We start from the raw sequence: 16,007 nt of genomic DNA, 5'->3' as shown, positions 1-16,007 counted from the left end.
ACGGAATGTTAGCGCTACCAAAAAACCGACTGAAAAAAGCCGCGCCATGCAGCGAAGCCGAAGGTGTCATGCCGATCCCAGCTGAAACGGTCCTACGGACTTTACCCAGCCCGCCGCCGAAAGGCTTGCTGCGCTGCGAGATGCGAGCTCTTGCTTAGCGGCAAGGTGTGGTGATGGCTGGCGGTTGGTGGGTTGGCACGTAAGGCCCTCACCCGCCCTTCGGGCACCCTCTCCCGCGTGCGGGAGAGGGAAACCATCAGGCGAGTGATCATCAGGAGGGGAGACTGCCGGGAAATGGCCGGGTGCGAGGCACTCAGCCGTGGACGAGGGCTCTCTCCCTTCCCCCGTTCACGGGGGAAGGTGCCCGAAGGGCGGATGGGGGCAGCCACTCTGGCCTCACCACCAAATCCCAATCCCACTCCCCCCGGCAGCTACAATGGGCGGCTCATGACCGCTGTCCTGCCGCTGCCGCAACCCCTGGCCGACCCCGCGCCGCGCAACCCGCGCCAGCGGTTGCCGTCCGATCAGCTGCGCCTGGGCAAACGGCTGCAGCGCCAGGTGGGCCAGGCGATCGCCGACTTCGGCATGATCGCCGCCGGCGACAAGGTGATGGTGTGCCTGTCCGGCGGCAAGGATAGCTACACCTTGCTGGACATGCTGCTGCAATTGCAGCGCAAGGCGCCGGTGCCGTTCACGCTGGTGGCGGTGAACCTGGACCAGAAGCAGCCGGAGTTCCCCGCCGAGGTGCTGCCCAGCTATCTGCGCGAGCAGGGCGTGCCGTTCGACATCATCGAGCAGGACACCTATTCGGTGGTCAGCCGGGTGATTCCCGCCGGCAAGACCATGTGCTCGCTGTGCTCGCGGCTGCGGCGCGGCGCCTTGTACGCCTACGCGCAGGCGCATGGGGTGACCAAGATCGCGCTCGGCCACCACCGCGACGACATCGTCGCCACGTTCTTCATGAACCTGTTCCACCACGCGCGCCTGGCCGCGATGGCGCCCAAGCTGCGCAGCGACGACGGTGCGCACGTAGTGATCCGCCCGCTGGCCTACGTGCGCGAAGCCGATATCGCCGCCTACGCACAGCTGCGCCAGTTCCCGATCATTCCGTGCAACCTGTGCGGCAGCCAGGAAAACCTGCAACGCCAGCAGGTGGGCCGCATGCTGCAGCAATGGGACCGCGACCATCCGGGGCGGGTGGAACAGATTGCGCGTGCATTGGGCGAGGTGCGGCCCGAGCAATTGGCCGACCGCGCCCTGTTCGATTTCCTCGCGCTCGGCCGCGGCGCCGACGCCCCCACAGCTGATTCCAGCGCCTGGCACGCCGCCGCCGACAGCACACACGCTAGCGACTGACGCGCCCGCCTGGTCGCCGTCGGTCTTCCACTTCCACGTTTTTTTCTTCGGTCTTACGCATGTTCTTTCGCAATCTCACCTTGTTCCGCTTTCCCACTACGCTGGATTTCACGCAGATCGAAACGCTGCTGCCGCAAGTGCAGCTCAAGCCGGTCGGCCCGCTGGAAATGAGTTCGCGCGGCTTCATTTCGCCGTTCGGCCGCGACGAACAGGAAGTGCTCTCGCACCGTCTGGAAGAGTTCCTGTGGCTCACCGTCGGCGGCGAGGACAAGATCCTGCCCGGCGCGGTGGTCAACGATTTGCTCGAGCGCAAGGTCGCCGAAATCGAGGAAAAGGAAGGTCGCCGCCCCGGCGGCAAGGCGCGCAAGCGCTTGAAGGACGACCTGATCCATGAGCTACTGCCGCGCGCCTTCGTCAAGAGCTCGCGCACCGACGCCATCCTGGACCTGCAGCACGGCTACATCGCGGTCAACACGTCCAGCCGCAAGAGCGGCGAGAACGTGATGAGCGAGATCCGCGGCGCGCTTGGCAGCTTCCCTGCGCTGCCGCTCAATGCCGAAGTCGCCCCGCGCGCCATCCTCACCGGCTGGATCGCCGGCGAGCCCTTGCCCGAAGGCCTGAGCCTGGGCGAAGAATGCGAGATGAAGGACCCCATCGAAGGCGGCGCGGTGGTCAAGTGCCAGCACCAGGAACTGCGCGGCGACGAGATCGACAAGCACCTGGAAGCCGGCAAGCAGGTCACCAAGCTGGCCCTGGTGATGGACGACAACCTGTCGTTCGTGCTCGGCGACGACCTGGTGATCCGCAAGCTCAAGTTCCTCGACGGCGCGCTGGACCAGCTCGAACACAGCGAGGACGACGGCGCACGCGCCGAACTGGATGCGCGCTTTGCGCTGATGAGCGCCGAGATCCGCCGGCTGTTCCTGCTGCTGGAAACCGCGTTGAAGCTGAGCAAGGCCGAGTAACCGGGCCTGCAGGCGTAGCGTGGTTGAGGCGCGATCCGGGATTCAAGTCACAGCGTTGGACGAGGCGAGGGCGCGCTGCCCTCACCAGCGCCGGGACACGTCGTGAATCCATCCTTGGCGGCGTCCATGCCGCCAAGGATCCCGCAACCGCTGATGACACCGCGCCAGGGAGTTGCCCGGCTGCTTTCTCGAGAGCGTGTTGTCCGCTTTGCACTGCGCCAGGCAATGAGAGGTTGCAGGTTGCGTGTTGAAAGCCTGTCGGCTGCTCGGCCTGCATCGGTTGGCGAGACGCTGGTCGATGCACCGTGATCCGATCAGCGCAGCTCATGCGCTGCGGGCGAATGCGCATACCGACTATCTCGACGGATCCTTGCCCGCTCACCGTCATGGAACCTGGATCAGCATGGATGCCGTGCCAGGGCCGACAAGGGCGTGCTTGCGGCGTGCTCCGGGATGGTGAGCGGGCAAGGCCCCGAAGCGACGTCGCAGGTGTGCCCACCTCGGTGTGAGCATCATCTTTTCGTTAGCCGCTCCAAGCAGCGCCAGCATCAAACGAATCAATCGCCAGGTCTCACCACCTGACACATCGCGGCGCTATCCTGTGCGCATGTTCAAGCCCGTCCGCCGCCTGATCGCGCCCACCGCGCACGTCATCGAACGCGATTGCCTGCGCGTGCAGCTGGATGGCAGCGAGATCGATGTGTTGCGCGTGCGCGACCCACGTGCGCGGCGGATCAAGCTCAGCGTGGACGAGCGCGGCGCGCGGCTCACCCTGCCGCTGCGCGCGAGCCTGGTGGCCGGCGAGCGCTTCGTGCACGCGCACCTGGATTGGCTGGGCACCCAGCTGTCGCGTTACCAGCAGGTCGATGCGTTTCCCGCGCTGCAACGTGGCGTGCCCGGGTTGCTGCCCCTGCGTGGCGCGCTGCTGCCGTTGTCCTGGCACGAAGGGCGCTACGCACGCATCGAACTCGATGACGACGGCGCGCACTTCCATGTGCCGGCACGGCTGGGCGAAGCCGGCCTGCGCCGCACGCTGAAGGAATTCTACGAAGCGCAGGCGCGCGCCGACGTCGGCCGCTGGCTGCCCACCTATCTGCCCGGGTTGCCGCGCCCACCAGCGCGCCTGCGGCTGAAGGTGATGTCCTCGCAGTGGGGCTCGCTGGCACCGGACGGTTCGATGGCGCTGGATCTGGCGCTGGTGCTCGGCCGCTCCTCGGCATTCGAATACGTGCTGGTGCACGAGCTCTGCCATCTGCTGCAGGCCAACCACTCGCCGGCATTCTGGGCCGAAGTGGAACGGCGTTTTCCCACCTGGCGCGACGAGCGCAGCTATTTCCACGACCACGGCCGCCAGCTCAAGGCGCAGCTGCGGCGGTTGTTGCATACGGAATGATGCGTAGTGATGTCATTGAGGACTTCGCACAATGATGATCTCCTTGGTAACGTTCCGACGAATTGTGCTTAAGGTCGCGCCGTCGCTGACAAGTAAGACGTAAGCGTTTTCCGGAGAAAGAAAGACCAACTTGCCCTTTGTCGTTGTACCGTTCTCATAGACGATCTGTACCGGCAGTTCGCCACCAACACCATAGGCCCGTAGACCATTCGCGAGTAAGCCAACCATGTCTTTGGGGTAAAAGACTGCAAAAGAAGTCAGTACTGCAATCATTGCTATGGCCGATCTTATTTTAAACCTACGAGATGCATGTAGAGCAGCGGAAATATAAAGTGCAGTCAAAGCCGCAACTATGAGTGGAAGAAGATGTCGCTCTGTCTGCCATCCATTATTGAAAAATTTTACGGATAACAGTAGCCAACAGAATGAATTTACAATTAGGAAGAAAATCAATTCTGACCAAGGCTTTCTTCCTTTTTTCAAGCAAGCAGTTAGTGGAACGAAAATACCGAAAAGAGCCATGCTCATTACGATAAGCATTAATTCGGCCGTTGCGTAAAAAACAGTCATGCCGAATCCTCCTAGCCTAAACATGTCGTAGGAGAAGAAGTCGTATTCAGACATGAGGATGACAAACAGAATCCGAGAATAGGCGAGGATAAAAATAAACAACGCAAACATCCAAGTTGCCAACAGCTTCGTCGTTTCTAGCAAATTTTTTTTGGTGTTGTTAAATCTAGCGTTTATTAGATTGTTCGAATTACTTGCCATAAATTGATGCCCGGTTGTCCATCTCCGAAATTGATTAGGGCGTCGCCTCTACCAAGCCGACTATGCCCGTGTTGTCTTTTCCAAGAATCCATCGATCACCGCCGCCACCGGCTGCGGTGTTTCCATATGCACATGGTGCGTGCCCGGCAACAGCTCCAGGCGCGCGTCCGGCACCATCGCCACGCGGTGATCGCGCAGCGCATCGGAAAAATACGCCTGCGCCGGCGTGGCGAAGATCGCCTGGGTCGGGCACACGATGGACGACAGCACTGCGTCGATCTGCGCTTCGGTCATGCGGATGGCGGTGGGCAGGGTCAGGCGAGGATCGGTACACCAGCTGTAGCCGCCTTCGACCACGCGCAGGCCGCGCTCCACCAGCAGCCGTGCCGACGGCTCGGTGAGCTGATTGGCCATCATGCGGGCGCGGATCGGCGCTTCCATCGAGGTAAACACCCGCAATGGCCGCTGCGACAGGCTGCGGGTCGAGCGCACCGAATCGCGCAACCGTTCGGCGGTGCTGTCCACCGGTTCGGCCAGGGCGCCCAGCGCCTCGATGACCACCAGCGCTTCGATGCGTTCCGGCGCAGCGGCGGCCATCAGGCTGGCCACCCCGCCGCCCAGCGAATGGCCGAGCAGGGTGAACCGCTCCCAGCCCAGCGCATCGGCCACCTGCAGCAGATTGTGGATGGCGCTGCTGAGGGTGTATTCGGCGCCCACCGGCAGCCACGCACTGTGGCCGTGGCCGGGCAGGTCCAGCAGCACCAGATCCAGGTCCGGCGCCTGCAGGTGCGCACTCAACGGAACGAAGCTGGCCGCATTGTCGAGCCAGCCATGCAAGGCCAGTATCCGGCGCGGTCCCCGCCCGGTGTTGCGCAACCCGGTCACCCGGCCGATGGCCAGTTCGCAGGCAAACGGCTCCAGCCTCACGCGCGACGCACCAGTGCGGCCAAGGCCTGCGCATGTGCCGGGGTGGCGTTGAGGCAGGGGATGTAGCTGAGCGTGGCACCGCGCTCGGCCAGTGTCTCGGCAAAGCCCAGCGCCACTTCTTCCAGGGTTTCCAGGCAATCGGTGGCAAAGCCCGGGCACACCAGGTCGAAGCTGCGCACGCCGCCTTCGGCCAGTTTCCACAGCGTGGGCTCTGCGTACGGCTGCAACCAGCGCTCGGAGCCGAAGCGCGACTGGTAGCCCATCTGCCACTCGTCCGGCCCCAGGCCCAGCGCCGAGGCGATCGCCTGCGCGCTGCGCTCGCATTGCTGCGGGTACGGGTCGCCCGCATTGGCCACGCGTTGCGGCAGGCCGTGGAAGGAGAACATCAACTTCTCGCTGCGCCCATGTACCTGCCAGTGCGCGCGGATGGAGTCGGCGATCGCCGCCACCCAGCCGGCGTCCTCGCAATAGTCCTGGATCACCGAGACCGCGATCTCCGGCGCGCTGCGGCGCCAGGCGTCCACCACGTCCTGGATCGAGGCGGTGGTGGTGGTCGAATATTGCGGATACAGCGGCAGCACCACGATGCGCTTGATGCCGCGTGCGCGCAGGGCATCGAGCGTCTTGCGCAGTGCCGGCTCGCCGTAGCGCATGGCCCATTCCACCTGCCAGTCGGGCATGACGTCCTGCAGGCCCTCGGCCAGGCGCCGGGTATACACCGCCAGCGGCGAGCCGTCCGGCAACCACACCTTGGCGTACTTTTCCGCCGACTTGGGGCCACGGATTGGCAGGATCACCCCGTACAACAGCGGTTTCCAGAACAGCGGCGGGATCGCGACCACGCGGCGGTCGCTGAGGAACTCGGCCAGGTAGCGGCGCACGGCCGGCGCGGTGGGCGCTTGCGGCGTGCCAAGGTTGACGACCAGCAGGGCGGAATCGGGGGACATGTTCATCGGTCCATTCTGGCAGAGCCGGGCAAGCCTGCCGACAACAGCGCGCCGATCGCTGCGATCGGTGCCATCCTGGGCGCCGCTTGCGCTCACCACCGATTCATTGCGCCACCACTAACGTCGCGCCATTGCTATCTTTGACGGACCGCCCCTTGGAGCTTGTCATGCCTCGTTTGTCGCGCCTGGCCCTGTTGTTGTCGCTGACCCTCGCCGCCGGCCATGCGGTCGCCGGCCCGGAAGAGGACCAGCGTGCGCGTAACGCGGTGCGGGTGCTCAACGAGATCATGAAGATTCCCGAGCAGTCCATCCCGGACAAGCTGCTCGATGAGGCACGCGCCATCGTAGTCATTCCCGACACGCTCAAGGCCGGCCTGGTGATCGGTGGTCGCCGCGGTCATGGCCTGATGTCGATGAAGAACGCCGACGGCAGCTGGTCGCAGCCGGTGTTCGTCAAGCTCACCGGCGGCAGCATCGGTTTCCAGGCCGGCGTGCAGTCCTCCGACGTGGTGCTGGTGTTCCGCAACGACCGCAGCCTGGACAACATCGTCAACGGCAAGTTCACCCTGGGCGCCGATGCCGGCGTGGCCGCAGGCCCGGTGGGACGCAATGCCGCCGCCGCCACCGACGGCCAGCTCAAGGCCGAGATCTGGTCGTGGTCGCGCGCGCGCGGGCTGTTCGCCGGCGTGGCGCTGGATGGCGCGGTGCTGCAGATCGACGATGCCGCCGACCTCAACGCCTACGGCGGTGGAGCCACCCCGCGCATGATCTTCGAGGGTCGCACCAACGAGCGCCCCTCCGCCGACGTGGTGGCCTTCCGCGACCGTCTGGAAGAAGTCACCTATACCGCGCGCGCCAATCGCACCAGTGACAGCGACAGCGGGGAGACCGCGCCGCCACCGCCGCCGCGCGCGTCGGCTGCGACTCCGGCCCCGGCGCAGCCCGCACCGCCGCCGGCCAACGCCGCCAGCACCGTACCGATGCAGCCCGCGACTACGCCGCCGGCGCAGCAGGGCTTCCAGCCGGTGTCCGAGGGCGAGATCCGCACCGAGTCCCTGGACGGAACGCGCTGACCGACTGTCATCCCCCTGCGCGGTGCGCTGGGGTATCCTGCGTCTTCCTTCTTTTTCAGCAAGCGAGCAGATCATGGGCGGTTTCAGCATTTGGCACTGGCTGATCGTACTGGTGATCGTGTTGCTGGTGTTCGGTACCAAGCGGCTCACCAGCGGTGCCAAGGATCTCGGCAGCGCGGTCAAGGAATTCAAGAAAGGCATGCACGACGACGACAAGCCGGCCGGCAAGCTCGGCGACGACTCCCGCACTGCCGAGCAGGCGCGTGAGGCGCAGGCCGAACGCGACCGCGACGCGCGCTGATCCGGAGCAGCGTCGGTGTTTGACATTGGTGTTGGCGAACTGACGCTGATCGCGATCGTCGCCCTGGTGGTGCTCGGCCCCGAGCGCCTGCCCAAGGCCGCCCGCTTCGCCGGGCTGTGGGTGCGCCGTGCGCGCGCGCAATGGGATTCGGTCAAGCAGGAACTGGAACGCGAGCTGGAGGCCGAAGAGCTCAAGCGCAGCCTGCAGGATGTGCAGGCCTCGCTGCGCGAGGCCGAAAGCCAGCTGCGCAACACGCAGCAGCAGGTCGAGCAGGGCGCCCGCGCGCTGCATGACGATGTCGGTCGCGATATCGACATCCGTAGCAGCACCACGCTGGCGGCCGCGCCGCTGGAGCTGGCGCCTGTGGAGTCGGCGGCAGATGCCGGTAACGAATTGGCCGCTGACGCAGCAGATGCTTCCGGCCACGCGCCTGCCGCCCCCGTCATTGCACAGGCGCAGCCGATCGCCCCGGCGCCGCATCAGACGCTGGTACCGGCTCCGCACGACACGCTGGTGCCGGCACCGCATGCCGCGCAGACCGCCAGTGCACAGACGCCGGTAGGCGCAACATCGAACCAGCCGCGCACCGCGCCGGCGCCGGCCGCACCGAGCACCCTCCAGGAGAAGCAGCCGTGAGCCTGTTCGACGACGCGCAGGCCGAAAGCAGTCTGATCGAGCATCTGGTGGAATTGCGGGCTCGCCTGGTACGCGCGCTGATCGGCCTGGGCGTGGTGCTGCTGATCCTGCTGCCGTTCTCGCGGGCGATCTATTCCTGGCTGGCCGCGCCGCTGATCTCGCAGTTGCCGCTGGGGCAGACCATGATCGCGATGAACCCAGCCGGCGCGTTCTTCGCTCCGTTGAAGCTGACCTTCTTCGTGGCGGTGTTCATCAGCGTGCCGTGGTTGCTGTTCCAGGCCTGGGCCTTCGTGGCGCCGGGGCTGTACCAGCGCGAAAAGAAGCTCGCGTTCCCGCTGCTGGCCTCGGCGGTGGCGCTGTTCTACATCGGCTGCGCGTTCGCCTATTTCCTGGTGCTGCCGGCGGTGTTCCATTTCCTGACCACGTTCAAGCCGGACGTGATCGCCATCACCCCGGACGCCAATTCCTATCTGGATTTCGTGCTGGCGATCTTCTTCGCCTTCGGCGCGAGTTTCGAACTGCCGGTGGCCTTGGTCATCCTGGTGCTGCTGGGCTGGGTCAGCCCCAAGCAGCTCAGCGAAGGCCGCGGCTACGCCATCGTCGGCATCTTCGTGCTGGCCGCCGTGCTCACCCCGCCAGACGTGGTCTCGCAGCTGATGCTAGCCATCCCGATGTGCCTGCTGTATGAGCTGGGCATCATTGCCTCGCGTGCGGTAGGGCCGAAAGCAAGTTAGGCCTTCGCGTTTTTGTTCTGAAGTTCTTAGCCGAGATCCGTCTTCAATGCTCCTAGATAGGCTTTTCGAGCCGAGCGATAGTGACATGCTGTACCACTATTGCTCCGCTGCTACGTTTCAGGCCATAGCTAGCTACGGCACAATTAGATTTACTGATATCAACATGCTGAATGACGAAAGCGAAGTGCGCTTGGCGTATTCAGTATTCGAGGAAGCTGCAACAAAGCTTATAAGGAGGGAGGGAATTCTTCCCAATGCTCCTGCTATGCCGAAGGAATTCTTCGATAAAGTTGATTCAATAGTTGCTCCTTCTCAGTTAATTGCCCATCCATTTATCGCATGCTTTTCTCTAGAGCCGGACATGCTTGGACAGTGGCGATCGTATGCAGATGACGGTAGGGGCTATGCAGTCGGGTTCAAAGCTCAAGAACTCCAAGACCTCCTTCCGGCCACTTTCCTGCGGGTTTTGTATCAACGCGATCAGCAGGTCAAAGAAATGATGCACGCGCTGGCGACGATCTTCCTACGGCAGCAAAGTGAGGATGAGATAGAGCGAGCGCAGTTTTTTGAGGACTGCATGCTTCTGTCGGTGTACATGACAGCCTTCAAACACCCTGCGTTCGAAGAAGAGAAGGAAATCCGAGCGGTACACGCGATCAACCTTCAGCAGCAAGGCAAGTTGATCAAATTCGTTGATGCCGGCGGTACAGTCCGTGGGGGCAGCATCCCTGTTCCAGGTGATCCAGTGAATTTCCAGATCCGTGACAACCACCTAACAGCTTACTTCGATCATCAGTTCTCAGTGCCAGGTCCCGACACACCGATAAAAGAGATTATTCTGGGACCAAAGAACTATAGCGCTTCGGGAAACATTGAACTGTTCCTTGGAGGGCTGGGATACGTCGAAATGGATCTCCAAGTCTCAGGCGCCCCTTATAGGTAGAGATCGCTCGCTCAATGAAGTTGAAGAAGTCAAGTTTAGGCGACGACTTCAGGTTTATGCCTTGCGACTAAACGATGCCAGTGCTGCATTCAGGATTGTTTGGGCTATTTCAGAGCTTGGCGATGCTAATCATATGCTCGATGACGATTCCAGATCGGCCCCCTTCGCAAAGCGGCTTCATACAAACGCCAGAACTCAGCCATGCAGCTAGCGGCATCGATTCTTGAAATGCAGTTCCGCATGATGACAGCCTCTAGAAACAGAGATTACGCGGCAAGCGCGCGCCTGGTTTTGCGTAGTATCAAGCCGCAAACACATCCGGTCGTGAGGGCTTGATCGGCTGGGCGGCGGCGTCTTCGTGGGTGAACATCTGCTTCCACGCGGCGTAGACCGAACCGGCGAACACCGGCATCAGCACCGCCATCAGCAGCAGCTGGGCCAGCCACATCGCCACGGTCTGGCCGGCCACCAGGCCGACGATCAGCGCCACGATCATCACCGCGAAATAGATCGCGAAAATGGCGATGAAGGCCAGCACGAAGAACACCAGCATCGCCGGCAGGTTGTGCAGGCTGGCGCGCAGGCTCTCGCGCAGCGCATGGCCGCCGGTGCTGCGGTCGAACATCACCTGCGGCGGCATCACGAACAGCGCCAGCGTCATCGCCGCGAAGGTGGCGATGGTCAGCAGCAGCCACAGCAGGATGCGCCCGGCCGGCAGGCTGGCGGCAAGCTGCTCGATCTGCACCGGGTCCGGCTGCGCGCCGGACTGGCTGATCTGGTTGATCTTGATCATCACCTCCGACAGCTGCTGCAGCCCGCTGGAGCCGATCATCGCCAGCAGCAGCACGCCCAGCAGCAGGCCGGCGATCAACTGCGGCAGCAGCGATACCAGCAGGTGCGGCGCGCGGCCGTCCTGCAGGCCGTGCAGCAGATGCGACGGTTTGGCGATGCGGCCTTCGTCGACCTCGCGGATCGCCCACAGCAGGCCGCCCATGAACAGCGGGCCGGCCAGCACCAGCAGGAACTGCAGCGCCGGGCCCAGCAGCGGCACCAGCACCGACAGCGATACCAGCAGCGAGGCGGCCACGCTCCAGATCACCCCCAGCGAGCCCAGCGCCAGCGGCGCCCGCTTCAACAGCGAGAAACCGGTCAACAGCCACTGCGCGCCGGCAGATGCTGGCACCTTACGAATTTCGTTCATTCCCATTCCGGATCGCTACGCGCGCCGGACCATCCGGCGTGACGCGATTATCGCTGCTTTTAGGTGTGCGCGGCGGGACGAGCGTTCACTGTTTGCAGGCCGCGCGCATGGTGCACGAACCGGCGCAGCAGCTTGCGGGCCACCGGCGCGGCGGTGACCTCGCGGGCGACGGTGCGGGCGCAGTGGCCATGGCGGGCGATGCACTCCGCCCGCGCCCGCACGTAGCCGCGCATGTGATGGGTGGCGAATTCCGGGTGGAACTGGACGCCCCAGGTGGCCCGGCCCCAGCGGAAGGCGTGGCAGCGGTCCTGGCGCGAGTGGGCCAGCACGATGGCACCGTCCGGGGCGCGCAGCACCGTCTGCAGATGGGTGGCGTGGGCCGGGAACTGCGCCGGCAACCCGGCGAACAACGGGTCCTGCTCGGCCGGCGGGTGCAGTTCCAGCGCGATGGTGCCCGATTCGCGCCCGGCCGGGTTGTAGTCGACCTCGCCACCCAGCGCATGCGCCAGCAGCTGATGCCCGTAGCAGATGCCCAGCAACGGCATGCCCTGGTGCGCGGCGGCGCGCAGCCAGTCGGCGCTGCGTTCGCTCCAGTCGGCGCGGTCGGTGACGAAGGCGGCCGAGCCGCTGACGATGATGCCGGCGAAGGCGGCCGGGTCGGGCAGCGCATCGCCACTGGCGACGTCGATGGCCACCGTTTCATGCTCGGCCAGCCCGGCGGCCACGCGGATCCAGTGCGGAAAACGGCCGTAACGCTTCATCTCCGGCACGGGTTGCCCGGTTTCGATGATCAGGAACGGCAAAACGGACATGCGCGAAGATCCGGACACGACAGATGTGCCCGATTGTAGGCGGCAGGGGCGGCCTTGTTTCAAGCGTCTCCCCCGGATGGGCCCTGCGCGTCATTGCCGAATGACATGTCTTGATTCCCTCCAGGCGGGGTCGACGGGATCACCACGGCGGTGGCATGCCCTGGATATCGGCAGCGAGCGGCGCTACTGGATTGTCGGCGAGTTCGCCGCCTCGCTGCTTCAGGATGCCGCTGCCTGCCTGGACGGGAGGCGGCATGGCTGGGGCGACTCCGGGCGTGCGGAAAGGGCTGCTGGGTAGTGCGTGTCCGGCGCCCGGCGTGCGCCGGATGCTGCGTTCGCGCGCATGGGGCGTAGGGTGGGTGTGCGGCAGCTGTGATGACTGATTCAGCGCAGCCACCCAGGTAGCCAAGTCGTGTCTGTTTCAGCCGACCATCTGGGTCTTCGCCGCAGGGACCTTCGCCCGTCCAGCGTCGCCGGACACGCTGCAAGTACGTCCATGTGGCCCCATGGCGGCCGCCATGGGGCCCGCAACAGTGAGCGAAGGACCAGTCGCGGTGGTCGGTGGGTCGGTGCAGGCGACAGGCACGGTCCGCTGGCTATGGGAATGCGCGCGGCCAGCCTGCAGCGCAAGCGCGAAGCCGCTCCGCCTTTGCGCCATGAGCAGCCTCATGAAAACCGCCCTCCAACGTTCTGGTGCGTGTTCTTGCGATTGGCAGGCCCTTGGCGGCATGGATGCCACCATCGCGCCTTCGGACGACATCGCGAAAGGTTCCGGCCAGCGGATCGGATGCCGTGCGCTGGACCAGACAGGCCTGCGTTGCATCCAAGACGGCGAACAGAACGCCGCGCTCCCCACATCGGACGCTCGCTATGGTTGTCGGCCGCGTTTCGTTACTCCCGCGGCGGGAGCACCGAGAGCACTTCCTCGATAGTGGTCAGCCCGGCGGCGACCTTCTCCAGGCCGGTGCGGCGCAATGTGCGCAAGCCTTCGCCGCGGGCGGCGTGGCTGAAGCTGGCCAGCTCGGTGTCCGGGCGGATCAGGGTGCGCAGGCGCGGGGTGACCGGCAGCAGTTCGTACAGGCCCACCCGGCCCAGGTAGCCGGTGCGGCGGCATTCCAGGCAGCCGACCGGCGCGTGCACGTTCACCACCTCCGGCAGCGTTTCGCCCGGCTCGCGGATCGCCGCCCACTCGTCGTCGCTGAGCGTATGCGGGCGCTTGCAGTGCACGCACAGCGTACGTACCAGCCGCTGCGCCAGCACGCCGTTGAGCGTGGAGGCCACCAGGTAATGCGGTACGCCCAGGTCGAGCAAGCGGGTGATGGCCGAAGCGGCATCGTTGGTGTGCAGCGTGGACAGCACCAGATGCCCGGTGAGCGAGGCCTGCACCGCCATCTGCGCGGTTTCCAGGTCGCGGATTTCGCCGATCATGATGATGTCCGGATCCTGGCGCAGCAGGGTGCGCACGCCGCTGGCGAAATCCAGGTCGATGTTCTGCTGGACCTGCATCTGGTTGAATTCCGGCGCGATCATTTCGATCGGGTCTTCCACGCTGCACACATTCACGTCCGGCGTGGCCAGTCGCTTGAGCGTGGAATACAGGGTGGTGGTCTTGCCCGAGCCGGTGGGGCCGGTGACCAGCACGATGCCATGCGGGCGCTCGACCAGCGCGCTCCAGCCGGCCGCTTCCTCCGGGCTGAAGCCGAGTTGCTCGATGCTCTTGAACGCCGAATCCGGGTCGAAGATGCGCATCACGCATTTTTCGCCGAACGCGGTGGGCATGGTGGACAGGCGCATTTCCACCTCGCGCCCGCCCGGCGAGCGGGTCTTGATGCGACCGTCCTGCGGGCGGCGGCGCTCGGCCAGGTCCATGCGGCCCAGCACCTTGATACGGCTGACCACCGCGGTCATCACCGAGGGCGGCACTTCCAGCACCTTGTGCAGCACTCCGTCGATGCGGAAGCGCATGCGCCCGGCCTCGCGGCGCGGCTCCAGATGGATGTCGCTGGCGCGCTGTTCGTAGGCATATTGCAGCAGCCAGTCGACGATATGCACGATGTGGTGGTCGTCGGCGTTAACGTCGCCGGCGCGGCCCAGTTCCACCAGCTGTTCGAAGCTGGGCAGGCCGGCATTGGATTCGGTACTGCGCGCATCGCCGCGCGCGCCGCGCACCGACTGGGTCACGCCGAAGAACTCAATCGTGTAGCGATGCAGATCCAGCGGGTTGATCAGCGCCAGCTCGATGCGGCGGCGGCTCAGGTGCTGCACATCGGCCAGCCAGTCCAGCGCCAGCGGCTCGCTGGTGGCGATCAGCACGCGCTCGGCATCCAGCGCCAGCGGCAGGATGCGATGCCGGCGCGCATAGGCGTGCGAGACCACGCCGGTGACGGCGGCCACGTCGATGCGGGTGGGGTCGATGCGCAGATAGCGCAGGCCGGTGCGGGTGGCCAGCCATTCGGTGAGACGTTCCAGGCCCAGTTCGCCGGCCGGCGGCTGCGCGGCATGCAGCTTGAGGTTGGCCAGCAGCACCAGCGGATGCACGTCGCTGGCGGTGCGTGCACCGCTGGCGGAGAACTGCACGCGCTCGTGCTCGTGCGGCACCACCATGCCGTCGGCCAGCAAGGCGGCAGCCACCGGGTCGAACATCAACCGGCCGCGCGGCAGGATCGCCGCTGCGCTGTCCGGGTCGGCGCTACGCCGCTGTTCCATGCTTGTTATCCCCTGCGGCAATCGCCCGCGGCAAAGCGCCGCGGGTGGGCCGGTATACTAGCGCACCCCTTTCGCACGGCCCTTGCTGCATGTCCGATTCCCGCCGCGTTCCAATCACGTTCCAGGGCCTGATCCAGACCCTCAACCAGTACTGGGCCGAGCAGGGCTGCGTGCTGATCCAGCCCTTGGACCTGGAAGTGGGCGCCGGTACGTTCCATCCCGCCACCTTTCTGCGCGCACTGGGACCGGAGCCGTGGAATGCGGCCTATGTGCAGCCCTCGCGCCGCCCCACCGACGGCCGCTACGGCGAGAACCCCAACCGCCTGCAGCGCTACTACCAGTACCAGGTGGCGATGAAGCCCAACCCGGACAACATCCAGGACCTGTACCTGGGCTCGTTGAAGGCGCTGGGCATCGATCCGCTGGTGCACGACCTGCGTTTTGTCGAAGACAACTGGGAATCGCCCACGCTCGGCGCCTGGGGCCTGGGCTGGGAAGTCTGGCTCAACGGCATGGAGGTCACCCAATTCACCTACTTCCAGCAGGCTGGCGGGCTGGAGTGCAAGCCGGTGCTGGGCGAGATCACCTACGGGCTGGAACGGCTGTGCATGTATCTGCAAAGCTGCGACAACGTCTACGACCTGGTGTGGACCTACGGCCCGGACGGCACACCGGTGAGCTATGGCGATGTGTACCACCAGAACGAAGTGGAGCAGAGTGCCTACAACTTCGAGCATGCGAATGTGGCCGAACTGTTCCACCGCTTCGATGCCTGCGAGGCCGAGGCCAGGCACCTGGTGGAGGTGGGGCTGCCGTTGCCGGCCTACGAGCAGGTCACCAAGGCCAGTCACGCCTTCAACCTGCTGGATGCGCGTCGCGCGATCAGCGTGACCGAGCGCCAGCGCTACATCCTGCGCGTGCGCGCGCTGGCCCAGGGCGTGGCGCAGGCGTATCACGCGCAGCGCGAGAAGCTGGGGTTTCCTGGTGTCAAACGCTGATGCCGGCGCCTTGCTGATGCAGTTCTCTTCCCCCGCCTGCGGGGGAAGGTGCCCGAAGGGCGGATGGGGGCGGTACGCCATCCGACCTGGCACCACCCTCTTCCGGCGCTGCGCGCCACCTTCTCCCGCCAGCGGGAGAAGCACATCCTCCAGTCACCTTCGTCCGTTGACGGCAGAAAGGAAGCAACAAGCCCCTCTCCTACGGGAGAGGGGTTGGGGTGAGGGTACGGTGCGCAGCCCTCAT

15 protein-coding genes are annotated in these 16,007 nt (G+C 64.9%); 9 read left to right on the top strand and 6 right to left on the bottom strand.

Annotation, left to right across the window (positions count from 1 at the left end; all coding sequences use genetic code 11):
- Positions 1–447: 447 nt before the first annotated feature.
- The 3 genes from ttcA (at position 448) to XcodCFBP4690_RS12635 (ending at position 3,714) form a co-directional block, all read left to right on the top strand.
- Entirely contained in the window at positions 448–1,356 is a 909-nt protein-coding gene (gene ttcA / locus XcodCFBP4690_RS12645) for a tRNA 2-thiocytidine(32) synthetase TtcA (protein WP_104541272.1), read from the top strand.
- Positions 1,357–1,415: 59 nt separating this feature from the next.
- Positions 1,416–2,321: a recombination-associated protein RdgC gene (locus XcodCFBP4690_RS12640; RefSeq protein WP_104541271.1), complete on the top strand. Its 906-nt coding sequence runs from the start codon at positions 1,416–1,418 to the stop codon at positions 2,319–2,321.
- Positions 2,322–2,928: 607 nt separating this feature from the next.
- Positions 2,929–3,714, top strand: a complete 786-nt coding sequence (locus XcodCFBP4690_RS12635; protein ID WP_167394597.1) for a YgjP family zinc-dependent metalloprotease — start codon at positions 2,929–2,931, stop codon at positions 3,712–3,714.
- Between the two features lie 12 nt (positions 3,715–3,726).
- On the opposite strand, the gene XcodCFBP4690_RS12630 is transcribed toward XcodCFBP4690_RS12635, so the two are convergent.
- The 3 genes from XcodCFBP4690_RS12630 to hemH form a co-directional block, all read right to left on the bottom strand.
- Positions 3,727–4,356, bottom strand: a complete 630-nt coding sequence (locus tag XcodCFBP4690_RS12630) for a hypothetical protein (protein WP_104541317.1) — start codon at positions 4,354–4,356, stop codon at positions 3,727–3,729.
- Positions 4,357–4,545: 189 nt separating this feature from the next.
- Entirely contained in the window at positions 4,546–5,406 is an 861-nt protein-coding gene (locus XcodCFBP4690_RS12625) for an alpha/beta fold hydrolase (protein ID WP_167394603.1), read from the bottom strand.
- Positions 5,407–5,408: 2 nt separating this feature from the next.
- Entirely contained in the window at positions 5,409–6,365 is a 957-nt protein-coding gene (gene hemH, locus XcodCFBP4690_RS12620) for a ferrochelatase (protein WP_104541268.1), read from the bottom strand.
- Between the two features lie 161 nt (positions 6,366–6,526).
- Here hemH and XcodCFBP4690_RS12615 point away from each other — a divergent pair, with 161 nt between their 5' ends.
- The 5 genes from XcodCFBP4690_RS12615 to XcodCFBP4690_RS12595 all read left to right on the top strand — a co-directional run bounded on the left by XcodCFBP4690_RS12615 (position 6,527) and on the right by XcodCFBP4690_RS12595 (position 10,046).
- Positions 6,527–7,432, top strand: a complete 906-nt coding sequence (locus XcodCFBP4690_RS12615) for a lipid-binding SYLF domain-containing protein (protein WP_167394596.1) — start codon at positions 6,527–6,529, stop codon at positions 7,430–7,432.
- A gap of 73 nt (positions 7,433–7,505) precedes the next feature.
- Entirely contained in the window at positions 7,506–7,733 is a 228-nt protein-coding gene (gene tatA / locus XcodCFBP4690_RS12610) for a Sec-independent protein translocase subunit TatA (RefSeq protein ID WP_003484969.1), read from the top strand.
- A gap of 15 nt (positions 7,734–7,748) precedes the next feature.
- Entirely contained in the window at positions 7,749–8,369 is a 621-nt protein-coding gene (gene tatB / locus XcodCFBP4690_RS12605; protein WP_104541266.1) for a Sec-independent protein translocase protein TatB, read from the top strand.
- Positions 8,366–9,103: a twin-arginine translocase subunit TatC gene (gene tatC / locus XcodCFBP4690_RS12600; RefSeq protein ID WP_104541265.1), complete on the top strand. Its 738-nt coding sequence runs from the start codon at positions 8,366–8,368 to the stop codon at positions 9,101–9,103. The genes tatB and tatC overlap by 4 nt, the downstream gene beginning before the upstream one ends.
- A gap of 163 nt (positions 9,104–9,266) precedes the next feature.
- The gene (locus tag XcodCFBP4690_RS12595; RefSeq protein WP_167394595.1) at positions 9,267–10,046 is read left to right on the top strand and encodes a DUF2971 domain-containing protein; all 780 of its coding nucleotides are present in this window, start codon (positions 9,267–9,269) and stop codon (positions 10,044–10,046) included.
- A 301-nt stretch (positions 10,047–10,347) separates the two neighbouring features.
- On the opposite strand, the gene XcodCFBP4690_RS12590 is transcribed toward XcodCFBP4690_RS12595, so the two are convergent.
- The 3 genes from XcodCFBP4690_RS12590 to XcodCFBP4690_RS12575 all read right to left on the bottom strand — a co-directional run bounded on the left by XcodCFBP4690_RS12590 (position 10,348) and on the right by XcodCFBP4690_RS12575 (position 14,765).
- Positions 10,348–11,247 (bottom strand): BPSS1780 family membrane protein, encoded by a 900-nt coding sequence (locus XcodCFBP4690_RS12590; RefSeq protein WP_104541263.1) that lies wholly within the window; start codon positions 11,245–11,247, stop codon positions 10,348–10,350.
- A gap of 59 nt (positions 11,248–11,306) precedes the next feature.
- Positions 11,307–12,059 (bottom strand): glutamine amidotransferase, encoded by a 753-nt coding sequence (locus XcodCFBP4690_RS12585; protein ID WP_104541262.1) that lies wholly within the window; start codon positions 12,057–12,059, stop codon positions 11,307–11,309.
- Positions 12,060–12,950: 891 nt separating this feature from the next.
- A complete protein-coding gene (locus XcodCFBP4690_RS12575; protein WP_104541260.1) occupies positions 12,951–14,765 on the bottom strand; it encodes a GspE/PulE family protein in 1,815 nt (604 codons plus the stop codon).
- Positions 14,766–14,854: 89 nt separating this feature from the next.
- On the opposite strand from XcodCFBP4690_RS12575, the gene glyQ reads away from it, so the two are divergent.
- Positions 14,855–15,763, top strand: coding sequence for a glycine--tRNA ligase subunit alpha (glyQ, locus tag XcodCFBP4690_RS12570; RefSeq protein ID WP_104541259.1), 909 nt, complete (start codon positions 14,855–14,857; stop codon positions 15,761–15,763).
- The last annotated feature ends 244 nt before the right edge of the window (positions 15,764–16,007 follow it).

It is taken from the genome of Xanthomonas codiaei (assembly GCF_002939785.1).
Taxonomy (GTDB): domain Bacteria; phylum Pseudomonadota; class Gammaproteobacteria; order Xanthomonadales; family Xanthomonadaceae; genus Xanthomonas; species Xanthomonas codiaei.
The sequence above is the reverse complement of the archived record's forward strand: the minus strand, read 5'-3'. Positions and strand labels throughout refer to the sequence as shown.